At 62.1% G+C, this 13099-nt stretch carries 12 protein-coding genes; 3 read left to right on the top strand and 9 right to left on the bottom strand.

Features of this window, described 5'->3' with window-relative positions:
• Window positions 1–183: 183 nt before the first annotated feature.
• Together JYU29_RS07345 and JYU29_RS07340 are read left to right on the top strand one after the other, a co-directional pair.
• Window positions 184–540 (top strand): response regulator, encoded by a 357-nt coding sequence (locus tag JYU29_RS07345; protein WP_280514864.1) that lies wholly within the window; start codon window positions 184–186, stop codon window positions 538–540.
• A 21-nt stretch (window positions 541–561) separates the two neighbouring features.
• Entirely contained in the window at window positions 562–1932 is a 1371-nt protein-coding gene (locus JYU29_RS07340) for a PleD family two-component system response regulator (RefSeq protein ID WP_213984017.1), read from the top strand.
• Window positions 1933–2098: 166 nt separating this feature from the next.
• On the opposite strand, the gene rpmG is transcribed toward JYU29_RS07340, so the two are convergent.
• The 5 genes from rpmG to topA form a co-directional block, all read right to left on the bottom strand.
• Window positions 2099–2266, bottom strand: a complete 168-nt coding sequence (gene rpmG / locus JYU29_RS07335; protein WP_006201775.1) for a 50S ribosomal protein L33 — start codon at window positions 2264–2266, stop codon at window positions 2099–2101.
• A gap of 129 nt (window positions 2267–2395) precedes the next feature.
• Window positions 2396–3139, bottom strand: a complete 744-nt coding sequence (locus JYU29_RS07330) for an NUDIX hydrolase (protein WP_213984016.1) — start codon at window positions 3137–3139, stop codon at window positions 2396–2398.
• Complete coding sequence (locus JYU29_RS07325; RefSeq protein ID WP_213984015.1) at window positions 3136–3594, bottom strand: DUF983 domain-containing protein; 459 nt, start codon at window positions 3592–3594, stop codon at window positions 3136–3138. Before JYU29_RS07325 ends, JYU29_RS07330 begins: the two co-directional genes overlap by 4 nt.
• Window positions 3594–5897, bottom strand: coding sequence for a ribonuclease R (gene rnr / locus JYU29_RS07320; protein WP_213984014.1), 2304 nt, complete (start codon window positions 5895–5897; stop codon window positions 3594–3596). The genes JYU29_RS07325 and rnr overlap by 1 nt, the downstream gene beginning before the upstream one ends.
• Before the next feature lie 5 nt (window positions 5898–5902).
• Window positions 5903–8539, bottom strand: coding sequence for a type I DNA topoisomerase (gene topA, locus JYU29_RS07315; RefSeq protein ID WP_213984013.1), 2637 nt, complete (start codon window positions 8537–8539; stop codon window positions 5903–5905).
• A gap of 279 nt (window positions 8540–8818) precedes the next feature.
• Between topA and JYU29_RS07310 the strand changes: the two genes are divergently transcribed.
• Entirely contained in the window at window positions 8819–9043 is a 225-nt protein-coding gene (locus JYU29_RS07310) for a hypothetical protein (RefSeq protein WP_213984333.1), read from the top strand.
• Here the strand turns inward: JYU29_RS07310 and dprA are convergent.
• The 4 genes from dprA to JYU29_RS07290 are packed head-to-tail and all read right to left on the bottom strand — an operon-like array spanning window position 9005 to window position 13045.
• A complete protein-coding gene (gene dprA / locus JYU29_RS07305; protein WP_213984012.1) occupies window positions 9005–10177 on the bottom strand; it encodes a DNA-processing protein DprA in 1173 nt (390 codons plus the stop codon). The genes JYU29_RS07310 and dprA overlap by 39 nt on opposite strands.
• Complete coding sequence (plsY, locus tag JYU29_RS07300; protein WP_213984312.1) at window positions 10174–10788, bottom strand: glycerol-3-phosphate 1-O-acyltransferase PlsY; 615 nt, start codon at window positions 10786–10788, stop codon at window positions 10174–10176. The genes dprA and plsY overlap by 4 nt, the downstream gene beginning before the upstream one ends.
• Before the next feature lie 17 nt (window positions 10789–10805).
• Entirely contained in the window at window positions 10806–12089 is a 1284-nt protein-coding gene (locus JYU29_RS07295) for a dihydroorotase (RefSeq protein ID WP_213984011.1), read from the bottom strand.
• A complete protein-coding gene (locus tag JYU29_RS07290) occupies window positions 12086–13045 on the bottom strand; it encodes an aspartate carbamoyltransferase catalytic subunit (protein ID WP_213984010.1) in 960 nt (319 codons plus the stop codon). Before JYU29_RS07290 ends, JYU29_RS07295 begins: the two co-directional genes overlap by 4 nt.
• Window positions 13046–13099 lie beyond the last annotated feature (54 nt).

The following is a 13099-nucleotide window of genomic DNA, read 5'->3' as shown; positions in this document are numbered from 1 at the left end:
ACGGAGCCATGCCGGCCACGGCAAGCCGCAACCCTGCTATTGCCGGAGATGAATGCTGTTCATGCGTTGTATGCGGCTCGGAATTTGCGTTTTATCAAGGAGTTGCCCCTAAGGTCGGCAGGACGTGGAGGGAGGCTGCAGGCTGCCGCTGCGAGGATCGGAGAAAGCATGCCGAAGAAGGTTATGATCGTCGAGGACAATGAGCTCAACATGAAGCTCTTCCGCGACCTGATCGAAGCCAGTGGTTACGAGACCGTGCGCACCAGAAACGGGCTCGAAGCGCTGGATCTTGCGCGCACGCATCGTCCGGATCTCATCCTGATGGATATTCAACTGCCGGAAGTGTCGGGTCTTGAGGTCACGAAGTGGCTGAAGGAAGACGACGACCTGCACACGATCCCCATCATCGCTGTCACCGCATTTGCGATGAAGGGCGACGAGGAGCGAATCCGGCAGGGCGGTTGCGAGGCCTATATCTCCAAGCCGATTTCCGTCGGCAAGTTCATCGAAACGATCAAATCCTATCTCGGCGACGCCTGAGCTGCTGCGGAGACTTGAAGTATGACCGCGCGCATCCTGGTCGTTGACGATATTCCTGCCAATGTGAAGCTACTCGAAGCCCGGCTGACAGCCGAGTATTTCGATGTGGTCACCGCGACCAACGGCTTCGATGCCCTTGAGCTTTGCCGCACCGACAAGATCGATGTGGTGCTGCTCGATGTTATGATGCCGGGCATGGATGGGTTCGAGGTTTGTCAGCGCCTGAAGGCCGATCCACAGACCGCGCACATTCCGGTGGTGATGGTTACGGCGCTCGATCAGGTTTCGGATCGCATTCGCGGTTTGGATGCCGGTGCCGACGATTTCCTGACCAAGCCTGCCGATCCAATCGCGCTGATGACGCGGGTGAAGAGCCTGATTCGACTGAAGGCGCTGACGGATGAGCTGCGGCTGCGGGCGGCGACCACGCGCCATATCGGCATGGACGCCTTGCTGACGCGAGTGGCGAGCCATTCCGATGTGCCGCCGCTGGTGCTTTTGATCGACGAGAAGCCGTCATCCTATACGAGCCTCATGCGCGTTCTGGACGAAAGCTGTGCGGCCGATCTGTCGGTCGAACCCCAGGCGGGCCTGTTTCAGGCTGCCGAGAAGCCATACGAGTGCATCATCGTTTCGTCGGGATTTGCCGACTTCGATCCGCTGCGGCTTTGTGCGCAACTGCGATCGCTGGATCGGACGCGCAACATCCCGATCATCCTGATTGCCGATGGTCCGGGCGACGAACGCATCGTTCGGGCGCTGGAACTCGGCGTGAATGATTTTCTGACGCGGCCGGTCGATCGGCAGGAGCTGGTTGCCCGCTTGCGCACGCAAGTCATGCGCAAGCGTTACAATGATGAGCTGCGGACCAATGTCACGCAGACCATCGTGATGGCCGTAACCGATCCGCTGACCGGGCTGCACAACAGGCGCTATCTCGATACGCATCTGGCGACGCTGCTCGACCGGGCACAGAATCGCAATCGGCCGCTGTCGCTCCTCATTACCGATCTCGACCGCTTCAAGTCGGTGAACGACCGGTTCGGCCATGATGGCGGCGACGATGTTCTGCGCGAGTTCGCGCGACGGTTGCGCAAGAATGTTCGGGGCATCGACCTTGCCTGCCGCTATGGCGGCGAGGAGTTCGTCGTCGTGATGCCGGATACCGATCGGGAAACGGCGCAGACGGTTGCCGAGCGCATCCGTAGCGAAATCGCCGATCGGCCATTCCGCGTGGGCCGTGCGGGAACGCCGCTCGATGTGACGGTGAGCGTCGGCGTTGCCCAGATGACGGCGGGGGACAATCTGCAGGACTTGCTCAAGCGGGCCGATGTGGCGCTGTTCGACGCCAAGGCGGCTGGCCGCAACCGAGTGGTCGCCCACGCTGCTTGAGGCGGCGCCGCGTCTCAGTTTTTCAGTGGATCAGAGGGAAGCTGCGTTCGCCTAGTGGTGGGGCGCAGGTGTTCGTCGTTCCAATCGTATGCTGATCTTTCACAAACCGCGGGCAACAAAAAAGCCGCCCGGAGGCGGCTTGTTCGTTTAACCTGAGATCAAGCGATTACTTGATCTTGGTTTCCTTGAACTCAACGTGCTTCTTCGCAACCGGATCGTACTTGCGGAACGACAGCTTGTCGGTCTTGGTACGGCTGTTCTTGCTGGTGACGTAGAAGAAGCCCGTGTCGGCCGTGGACAGAAGCTTGATCTTGATGTTTGCGGCTTTTGCCATGGTCGTATCCGTTTGAATTGAGCAAGGGCGCCTGCGCAGAGCGCGACGCTAGGTTGGGCGTCTGATACCAAGTGCGGGTTAAAAGTCAAGCCGGGAGCCGTGTTTCCGGCGCTATATCCGGCAGGTTTACTAGACGAGATCGCGTTTGAAGCGCTGATGCAGCATCCGGTAGAACGGGGTTGGGGCCTCAGGCGAAAGTTCCGGGTCGTTCTTCAATCGCTCTTCCAGATCCGTGAGAATGCTGAGCGTGATGGCTGGGAGATCGAGCTTGCGCGCTTCAGCGAGCGACATCCAGGCGAGTTCCTCGAGTTCCAGGGTGGGACCTTCCGGAAGCTCCACCGCGACATCCTCGCGCCAGGCGGCGAGGAAACGGGTGTCGTAGCGGCGCACACGACCGGGAGGGGTGATGGCGCGAGCCACGAAGCGGAGTTTTTCGAGATTGGGCTGAACTTCGTGATCGGAGAAGCCGTGCCAGCCCTGATGGTTCGTGGCGAAAGCGCCCTTGGTGCCGATCAGCAAGCCGGCTTCCTCATAGGTCTCGCGAATCGCCGATAGTGCGATGGCACGAGCTCGGGTTTGCGTGATGCGGGTACTACCGATGATGCGTTGTTCGACGGCAGGATGAAGCGCGCCGCTTACCTTGACGCGACCATCCGTGGGATCGGTACGGCCACCGGGGAAAACGAACTTGCCCGGCATGAAGGCGTGTCTGTTTGCGCGTTTTCCCATCAGCACGCGCGTTTCACCGCGACTGTGATCCAGCAGAATCAGCGTTGCGGCATCGCGTGGGCGAAGGGGTCCGGGACCGAGCGCGAAATCGCGAGACTCTTTGACATCAAGCTCCGTGCGGGTGATGCCGTCGAGCGCCGTCAACGAACGGCGCCTTCTGCAGGTTCGAGCTCGGGATGATGGTCGAGCTCGTCTTCATGGCCACTGAAGCCGTGCATGTAGAGCGCCCATTGGAGGCCTACCACCGCTCCCTTGATCGGTTGCAGCAGGGCAATACAGGCGATGACCGTCAGCGGAACCCAGATGGCGAGGTGCTGCCACAAAGCGAGGTCGCCGAGCGTCTCGACGCCCATGAAAGCGCCGACCACGAGGTGGCCGACGATGAACACGACGAGATAGGCGGGGAGATCATCGGCGCGATGATGATGGAAGGCTTCGCCGCAAGCCGGGCAGCTGTCGTTGACCTTGACGAAAGCGCGGAACAGCTTGCCTTCGCCGCAAGCCGGGCAGCGGCTGCGGAAGCCGCGCCACATGGCTGGAATGAGCGGACGGGCCGGACGAGCTGATGTGCCGCTGGTGAACTCGCTATCGTCTTGCATCACTTTCTCCTTCCGCGTCCTTGCGATCGGCTTGCCTGACCGATGCGGGCGCGCTGGCGCTCTTTGCCGACCTTCGCCTTGTGGAACGAACGCGTTCCCTGCCGCATGGCCTTGGGTTCCGACAGCATCTCGAACCGCAATGCACCGGCAAGAGGCGCCACTTCGGCCAATCGAACATCGACGATGTCTGAAAGCTGGTAACCGCCGCCTGTGCGATCGCCGACCAGGGCGCGTGCCGCTTCATCGAATATATAGTATTCGCGGCCAAGCGTTGCGACCGGCACGAAGCCATCGGCGCCGAGATCGGGCAGCTGAACAAAGAGACCGGCCTTCGTGACGCCGGACACACGAGCCTCGAAGCTTTCGCCGACCCGCTCCGCCAGATGCGCGGCAATCAGGCGATCCACCGTGTCGCGTTCGGCGGCCATGGCGCGCCGCTCGTGGGTGGAGATCAGTTCGGAAATGGTGCCGAGACGCTCGGCCTCGTTGTCCGTCAAACCGTCCGGACCGAGGTTCAAGGCAGAGATCAGCGCACGGTGCACGATCAGATCGGCGTAGCGCCGGATCGGCGAGGTAAAGTGGGCGTAGCGGCGCAGATTGAGGCCGAAGTGGCCGATGTTTTCCGGCCCGTATTCCGCCTGGCTCTGGGAGCGCAGCACGACCTGGTTCACCAGCGTTTCGTGCTCGGTGCCGGCGACGCGCCCAAGGATCTGGTTGAACTGACTGGGCTTCATCTGCGCGCCGTGGGCAAGCGACTGGCCGATCGTTTGCAGGAATTCGCGCAGCGATTCCTGCTTGGCAAGCGAGGGCGCATCGTGGCGGCGATAGATCAGCGCCTGTTTCTTGGCTTCCAGCGTTTCGGCTGCGGCCACATTGGCCTGGATCATGAACTCTTCGATGAGCTTGTGCGCATCCAGGCGCGGCGGCACGATCACACGATCAACCGTGCCGTCTTCCTTCAACAGGATCTTGCGTTCGGGCAGATCCAGTTGAAGCGGCTGACGCTTTTCGCGGCCGCGCTTCAGGACTTCATAGGCATCCCACAGCGGGCGCAGAACGGATTCGAGAAGCGGGTCGGTCTTCTCGTCACGGGTCCCGTCAATGGCTGCCTGCGCCTGCGCGTAGGCGATCTTGGCATGCGAGCGCATCATGATGCGATGGAAGCTGTGGCGGATCTTGTGGCCATCGGCGGCAAAGGTCATGCGCACGGCGAGCGCGGGGCGATCTTCGTTTTCGCGGAGAGAGCAGAGATCGTTCGAGATGCGCTCCGGCAGCATCGGCACGACGCGATCGGGAAAATACACGGAGTTGCCGCGTTCCATCGCTTCGCGGTCCATCGGGGAGCCGGGGCGAACATAGGCCGCGACATCGGCGATCGCGACGTTGACGATCACGCCGCCGGGGTTCGCCTCGTCAGGATCGGGCTGCGCGTAAACCGCGTCGTCGTGATCCTTGGCATCGGCGGGATCGATGGTGACCAGCGGGACGTCACGCCAATCTTCGCGCTTGCCCATCGCTGCGGGTTTGGCGTCGGAAGCCTCGGCAAGCACGGCAGCCGGGAAGACGTGCGGAATGTCATGCGCATGAATGGCGATCATCGAGACCGCTTTCTCGCTGGTCAGCGAGCCGATGACGGAGGTGACGCGGCCGCGCGGAAGGCCGTAACGTACGTTGCCTGCAGGCTCGACTTCCACGAGGTCACCCGGCTGTGCATCGCCGAGATCGTCAATAATCAGTTCGGGCTGACGCCGCTCCACGGGTTCGAGCCGCCAACCATCGCGTGCCTTGCGCACGACGCCCAGCATCGCGTCGCGGCGACGTTCGAGAACCTTGATGACGCGGCCGCTGTATGCGGGGCCTTCGGGATCCTTGTTGGCGAAGATCTTGGCGAGGATGCGCTGGCCAATGCCAGGAGCCGGGCCCTTGTCGCCGCGTCCGACCCGGATTGCCACGCGGACCGCATCGTCGCCTTCGACGGGCTTGCCGATCAGGCCGCCATCGCGGTCGCGCTCGATGACATCGAGAACCGTCACCGGAGGAAGAGCGCCGGGAACGGAAAGGCGCTTGGCCTTCTTCTCGACCAGGCCATCATCCGCCAGATCCGACAGCATCTCCTTTAACCAGATGCGGTCGTCACCCTTGAGGCGAAAGGCTTTCGCGATCTCGCGCTTGCCGGCCTGATCCGGGTTTTCCGTGATGAACTGCAGGAGCTGGTCACGCGATGGACGAAAAGCGTTGCCCGTTGGAGCCGCGTCTTCCTTTGTCCGTGTCTTCTTGCCTGTTCCAGGTATCCTGCGTGCCACTCGTGTCAGGCTTTCTTCGCTTTTGCTGCCGGCTTCTTGGCCGGGGTCTTCTTTGTCGTCGCGGTCTTCTTGGCCGCTGCGGGAGCCGCTGCCTTGCGGGCAGGCGCCTTCTTGCGGGCGGCCGGCGCGGAGCCGGCCTTGGCTGCGATCAGCGCGACGGCTTCTTCAACCGTCACGGACGCGGGATCCTTGCCCTTGGGCAGCGTGGCGTTGACCTTGCCGAAGTTCACGTAAGGACCGTAGCGGCCTTCGCGCACGGTGATGGTGCCGCCGCCATCCGGATGCTCGCCGAGATCCTTCAGCGCTGCAGGGGTCCCGCGTTCACGACCGCCACCCTTGGCGGCCTTTTCGGCGATTACCGAAACAGCGCGGTTGATGCCGACGGAGAACACGTCCTCGATGGTTTCAAGATTGGCGTATTTGCCGTCATGCAGCAGGAAGGGACCATAGCGGCCGAGGCCGGCCGAGATCATCTTGCCGCTTTCGGGGTGCTGGCCGACATCGCGCGGAAGCGACAGCAGAGCGAGCGCTTTTTCGTGGTCGATGCTGGCGGGTTCCCAGCCTTTGGGAAGGCTTGAACGCTTGGCTTCCTTGCCTTCGCCGCGCTGGACATAGGGACCGAAGCGGCCGCTCTTCAGCGTGATATCCTCGTCGGTGTAAGGGTCCTTGCCCAAAACGCGATCACCGGACTCGCCTTCGCCGGAGCCATTGTCGTTGCCGGCATCGCCGAGCTGACGGGTGTAGGAGCATTCGGGATAGTTGGAGCAGCCGACAAAGGCGCCGAACTTGCCAAGCTTGAGCGACAGCTGTCCGCTGCCGCATTTGGGGCAGCTGCGTGGATGCGTGCCATCGTTGCGGTCGGGGAAGACCAGCGGCGCCAGATCCTCGTTGAGTGCATCCAGCACTTCGGTGACGCGCAGTTCCTTGATGTCATCGACTGCCGCCGAAAAATCGCGCCAGAAGTCGCGCAGCACGTCCTTCCAGGCGAGCTTGCCGTCGGAAATCTCGTCGAGCTTTTCCTCGAGGCTCGCGGTGAAGTCATATTCCACGTAGCGGTCGAAGAAGCCTTCAAGGAAGGCGGTGACGATGCGGCCCTTGGACTGCGGGGTGAGGCGGCGCTTGTCGACGGTGATATATTCGCGGTCTTCCAGCGTCTTCAACGTGGATGCATAGGTCGACGGGCGGCCGATGCCGAGCTCTTCCATCTTCTTGATGAGCGAAGCTTCGGAATAACGGGCCGGCGGCTCGGTGGAATGCTGCGTTGCGACGATCGACTCGCGCGCCATGGATTCGCCGGAGCGGATTTCCGGCAAGCGGCGGCCGTCCTCGTCTTCCGCGTCGTCTTCTTTCTGATCGGTGTAGGCGGCAATGAAGCCGTCGAAGCGGATCACCGAGCCAACGGCGCGAAGCGTGGCAGCACGGCCACCGTTCTTGGCTTCGATTTCGACCGTTGTGCGCTCGATGTCGGCCGCCTGCATCTGGCTGGCGATCGCACGCTTCCAGATCAGTTCGTAGAGGCGGGCCTGATCGGCATCGAGATATTGCCGGACGGAAGCCGGGGTGCGCGAGAAGTCGGTGGGGCGCACGGCTTCGTGCGCTTCCTGCGCGTTCTTCGCCTTGGTGGAATAATGACGCGCCTTTTCAGGCAGGTACTTGCTGCCGAACTGGTCGGTGATGGCTGCGCGCGCGGCCTCGATGGCTTCCGGTGCCATCTGAACACCGTCGGTACGCATATAGGTGATCAGGCCGGTTGTTTCGCCGCCGATGTCCACGCCTTCATAAAGGCGTTGCGCGACCTGCATGGTGCGCGATGCACCGAAGCCCATGCGCGACGATGCCGCCTGCTGCATCGTCGAGGTGGTGAACGGTGCGGAGGGGTTGCGCTTAGTGGGCTTGGCCTCAACCGACAGTGTTTCGAACTGGGCGCCTTCGAGCATCGTCTTGATGTCGGTCGCCTGTTCTTCGTTCTTGATGTCGAGACGCTGAAGCTTCTTGCCTTCAAAGCCGGTCAGCCTAGCCTCGAAGCCATCATTGCGCGGCGTCTTCAGGTTGGCCGCGATGTTCCAGTATTCTTCGCGAACGAAGCGCTCGATCTCGGCTTCGCGGTCGCAAACCAGACGCAGAGCGACGGACTGCACGCGGCCTGCCGAACGGGCGCCGGGCAGCTTGCGCCACAACACCGGAGAGAGCGTGAAGCCTACGAGGTAATCGAGCGCGCGGCGGGCAAGGTAGGCTTCCACTAGCGGACCATCGATGTCGCGCGGATTGGCCATCGCTTCCAGCACGGCATTCTTGGTGATGGCGTTGAATACGACGCGCTTGACCGGTTTGTCCTTCAGCACCTTCTTCTGGCGCAGTACTTCCAGCACGTGCCAGGAGATGGCTTCACCTTCGCGATCCGGATCGGTTGCGAGGATCAGGCCATCGGCCGCTTTCACGGCGGCAGCGATTTCGGACAGGCGCTTGGACGATGCCGTGTCGACAGACCAGGACATGGAGAAGTCGTCGTCCGGTAGAACGGAGCCATCCTTGGCCGGCAGATCGCGCACGTGGCCGAACGACGCCAAAACCTTGAAGTCCTTGCCGAGATATTTGTTGATCGTTTTCGCCTTTGCGGGCGATTCGACGACGACGACGTCCATAATGCTAAATGCTTTCTCTGCTGCGGAGACCGAGTTCCGCTGATCGGGATGCGACGTTGCACCGACCGCAAGTCTCGTCAAATGGCTGTGGAACGATCTCGGGTCAAGTGCAGACCGTTTCGTGGGCACCCCTCTCATGCAACTCAGGGTATACCTATGGATAGGTTGCAATCTATGGTTTCGCTGATATGTATGAGCGGGAAGAAGTTCTCCAGTGCTTTGCAAGCAAGTGCGGTGCTGGTCGGACTTCGGGATAGATCTTTGTGCCAGGAGGATTGCGTGGCGGATCTGGAACGTCTTGCGGGACGGCCAAGCGAAACTCTCGAATATATTCAGGCGATGCTTGGCCAGCTCAGAAGCATGGCGCAGGCGGAACGCTATGACCTTGTCGCTCACTACATCGAGATGGCATATATTCAGGCGGGTGACACGGTCAAAGGTGAGCAGCCGCCTCGACTGGACGATCTATACGCCCGCTTCGAGCAACGAAACAGCGTTGCCTGAATGCCGTTCTATGCGACCGGCGAGTTGCAGTTCCAACAGCACGAGTTGAACTTGCGCGGTCGATAGCTGCGTATGCCGAACGATCTCGTCGATGTCGGTCGGCACCGATGACAGGCTTTCCAGAACCCTAGACTGATCATCGTCCTGGAGGCCATCCCGCTCCGATTCGAACAACGCCGGATCTTCATCCGTTGCTGCTGGCGGCGGGGTGTTGCGGCGCGGAGGCGTCGATATGGGCGGCATTGGCTGATCGATGAGGGGCGTGATCGCGCGCAGCACATCGTCGGCTTCCGTCACCATCGTCGCGCCGTCCTTGAGGAGGCCGTTCGAGCCCGCGCTCTGCTTGTCGATCGGAGATCCGGGGACGGCGAACACAAGCCGACCCTGTTCGCCAGCCAGACGCGCGCTGATCAGGGATCCGGATCGTTGCGCGGCTTCCACCACGATGAGGCCATAGGCGAGACCCGCGATCAAGCGATTGCGGCGGGGGAAGTCGATCGCCCGTGGAGACCAGCCCAAAGGCATCTCCGACACAAGCGCGCCGCCTTGAGCCACGATGTCATCAGCCAGAGCCACGTTCTGCGGCGGATAAGGTCGGTCAAGGCCGCCGGCGAAAACGGCGATTGTTCCCGTCTTGATGCTTCCGCCATGCGCGGCTGTGTCGATGCCACGCGCCAATCCTGAAACGATCGTGAGGCCGGCTGAACCCAGGTCGTAGGCAAGGCTGCGCGTGAAGCGCATGCCATTTGCCGTTGCCGCCCGTCCGCCGACAATCGCCACGCCTGGGCGCTGGAAGATGGCGGGCGAGCCTTTTACCGCGATCAGAGGCGGCGGATTGTCGACCTGTTGCAGCAGAACGGGATAGTCGCTTTCGCCAACGGCAATGAAGCGAACACCGAGGCGCTCGGCCAACTCCAACTCGCGCTCGGCTTCGCTGACGCTGGCGATCTTCAGCGGTTTCGTTGCACCGCCACGACGCGTCAGACCGGGCAAAGCATCCAGCGCGGCATCGGCCGAGCCGAAGCGGCTGATGAGCTGACGGAAGCTGGATGGGCCGACATTGTCGCTGCGGATCAGGCGCAGCCAGGCGAGGCGCTGACGGTCGCTAAGCCGCCGCGGCTGCCTGTCCGTCATCCCTTGTTACCGATCCGGGACTCGGTGCCAGCCATGAGGCGGGTGATGTTGGTGCGGTGCTTGAAGAAGACGAAGATCGTCAAGAGAGCAAACAATCCGGCAACATAAGGTGCGCCCAAGATCCAAAGAACAATCGGCACGGCCACTGCGGCAACCAAGGCTGCAAGTGAAGAATATTTGGTCGTGAAAGCGACCAGCAGCCAGACAACCGCAAAGGCGAGAGCGCCGGGCAGCGCGAGCGCGATCAACACGCCGAGATAGGTCGCAACACCCTTGCCGCCCTTGAAGCCGAGCCAAACGGGGAAAAGGTGGCCAAGAAAGGCACCGAAACCGGCAAGCAGCGCCGCATCGGGCGCATACCAGGCCGCCAGCAGGACCGCGACGGCACCCTTCAGCGCGTCGCCAAGCAGGGTCAGAGCGGCCAGGCCCTTGCGACCGGTGCGCAGGACGTTCGTCGCGCCGATGTTGCCGGAGCCGATGTTGCGAACATCTCCAAGGCCGGCCATGCGGGTGATGATCACGCCGGACGGGATCGAGCCGAGCAGATAGCCAAAGATCAGGGCAATGACCAAGACGGTCAGCGACGACGTGAATGCGGCTGGTTCCAGTATCGGCACGAAGATCCCCCTTAATGCGAGAAGACTGTGCGGCCCGCCACCATCGTTTGCAAGACCTTGCCTTGCAGCCGAGCGCCTTCGAAACAACTGTTTTTCGAGCGGGAATGGAGGTCGGTTTCCGTGACTACCCAGGGATGATCGAGATCAACCAGGATCAGGTCGGCAGGAGCCCCGGGCTTCAACGTGCCGCCGGGTAGATCGAAGATCTTTGCCGGCGCGGTAGACAGGGCATCCACCAGGCGAAGCAGGGGAACCTGATCGTTGTGATGGAGACGAAGCCCGACCGCGAGCAGCGTTTCCAGGCCGACCGCTCCGATGGCGGCGTCCGCGAAGGGCAGGCGCTTGGTATCGACATCCTGCGGATCGTGCGATGAGACGATAATATCGAGCGTGCCGGTCTTCAGAGCCTCGATCATGGCCAGACGATCATCCTCGGTGCGCAACGGCGGCGCCAGGCGGAAGAAGGTGCGGTATTCGCCGACATCGTGTTCGTTGAGCGCAAGCGAGTGGATTGCAACGCCCGCAGTGACCAACGCGCCATCCTGCTTGGCGCGCGATACGACATCGGCCGAAACGGCAGTCGAGATCTTGGCTGCGTGGTAATTGGCCTGGGTGAGGCGTGCCAAGCGCAGATCGCGCTCGAGCGGAATGATTTCGGCTTCACGCGGAATACCGCCTAAACCAAGCCAGCTGGCATAAAGGCCTTCGTTCATGACGCCGCCGGACAGATAGGGATCGGCGGTTTCATGCGCGATAACAGCGCCAAAATCGCGGGCATAGGTCATGGCGCGACGCAGAAGCGACGAGTCGGAGATGGTGTGACGTCCATCGGTGAAGGCTACGGCACCGGCCTGACCCAACAGGCCGAACTCGGTCATCTCCTGACCCTTCAAACCGCGCGTGATGGCGGCGGAGGGATAGACGTTGACGGCGGCATGGTCGCGGGCGGCGCGCAGAACGAATTCCACCAGCGCGACATCGTCGATCACCGGATCCGTGTCCGGCATGGTGATAATGGAGGTGACGCCGCCGGCGGCTGCGGCTCGCCCGGCCGAAGCGATGGTTTCGCGATGCTCGCCGCCGGGTTCGCCGACGAAAACGCGCGCATCCACCAGACCGGGCATGATCGTCTTGCCACGGGCATCGATGACGTCAGCGCCTTCGGGAATACCCTGATTGCGCGCAGAGGCACCGGCTGCCTGAATCTTGCCGTCGGCAACGATCACGGTGCCGATTTCGTCCAGGCTGCGGGATGGGTCGACGATCCGCGCATCGGTGAAGACGGTGGTGGTCATAGCGACGCCTCGTTTCGGCGTGGATCAAGCAGAGCCTGCATCACGGCCATGCGCACGGCAACGCCCATCTCGACCTGTTCCTGGATCACGCTTTGGGGGCCGTCGGCGATCTCGGACGCGATCTCGACCCCGCGATTCATCGGGCCGGGATGCATCACCAGCGCGTCCGGCTTGGCGAGACGCAGCTTGGCTTGATCCAGGCCGAAGAAGTGGAAATATTCGCGCACTGACGGGACGAACGCACCGGCCATTCGCTCGCGCTGAAGGCGCAGCATCATGACGACGTCGGCATCCTTGAGGCCATCTTCCATGCGGTTGAAGACGTCGACGCTCATCTGGTGAATGCCTGACGGCAGCAGGGTCGAGGGCGCGATGACCCGGACCCTTGCCCCGAGCGCGTTCAGCAGCAGGATGTTGGAGCGTGCGACACGCGAATGTAGAACATCGCCGCAGATCGCGACGATCAGCTTCGACAGGTCGCCCTTGGCGCGGCGGATCGTCAGCGCGTCGAGCAGGGCTTGCGTCGGGTGTTCATGCGCGCCGTCGCCGGCATTCACCACCGAGCATCCGACTTTCTGCGCAAGAAGGGCTGCAGCACCCGCTGCGGCGTGGCGGATGATCAGGATATCCGGCCGCATCGCGTTCAGCGTCATGGCCGTATCGATCAGCGTCTCACCCTTCTTTACCGAAGAGCTTGCGACCGACATGTTCATCACATCAGCGCCCAGCCGCTTGCCGGCGAGTTCGAACGACGACTGCGTGCGGGTCGAGGCTTCGAAGAAGAGGTTGATCTGGGTGCGACCGCGCAGCGCTGCGGTTTTCTTCTCCGATTGTCGCGATACGGCGACGGCTTCATCGGCGCGGTCGAGCAGCGACACGATGTCGGACGGAGACAGGTGCTGGATCCCCAGCAAATGGCGGTGCGGAAAGAGGGGAAAGGTTGCTGTTTCAGGCATCTTAAGGCCTCGCTATAGGCATGGCTTGCCCCCGCGGCAAGCGCTCATCCACAT

The organism is Tianweitania aestuarii, assembly GCF_018457165.1.
Taxonomy (GTDB): Bacteria; Pseudomonadota; Alphaproteobacteria; order Rhizobiales; family Rhizobiaceae; genus Tianweitania; species Tianweitania aestuarii.
Note: the sequence above shows the minus strand (reverse complement) of the source record. Positions and strands in the feature narration are given on the sequence as shown.

What these genes read in the sequence shown, in the direction of transcription:
- JYU29_RS07345 (WP_280514864.1), top strand. Translation starts at nt 184, where the DNA reads ATGATCGTCGAGGACAATGAGCTCAACATGAAGCTCTTCCGCGACCTG.
- JYU29_RS07340 (WP_213984017.1), top strand. Translation starts at nt 562, where the DNA reads ATGACCGCGCGCATCCTGGTCGTTGACGATATTCCTGCCAATGTGAAG.
- rpmG (WP_006201775.1), bottom strand. Translation starts at nt 2,266, where the DNA reads ATGGCAAAAGCCGCAAACATCAAGATCAAGCTTCTGTCCACGGCCGAC.
- JYU29_RS07325 (WP_213984015.1), bottom strand. Translation starts at nt 3,594, where the DNA reads ATGCAAGACGATAGCGAGTTCACCAGCGGCACATCAGCTCGTCCGGCC.
- topA (WP_213984013.1), bottom strand. Translation starts at nt 8,539, where the DNA reads ATGGACGTCGTCGTCGTCGAATCGCCCGCAAAGGCGAAAACGATCAAC.
- dprA (WP_213984012.1), bottom strand. Translation starts at nt 10,177, where the DNA reads ATGACGGACAGGCAGCCGCGGCGGCTTAGCGACCGTCAGCGCCTCGCC.
- JYU29_RS07295 (WP_213984011.1), bottom strand. Translation starts at nt 12,089, where the DNA reads ATGACCACCACCGTCTTCACCGATGCGCGGATCGTCGACCCATCCCGC.
- JYU29_RS07290 (WP_213984010.1), bottom strand. Translation starts at nt 13,045, where the DNA reads ATGCCTGAAACAGCAACCTTTCCCCTCTTTCCGCACCGCCATTTGCTG.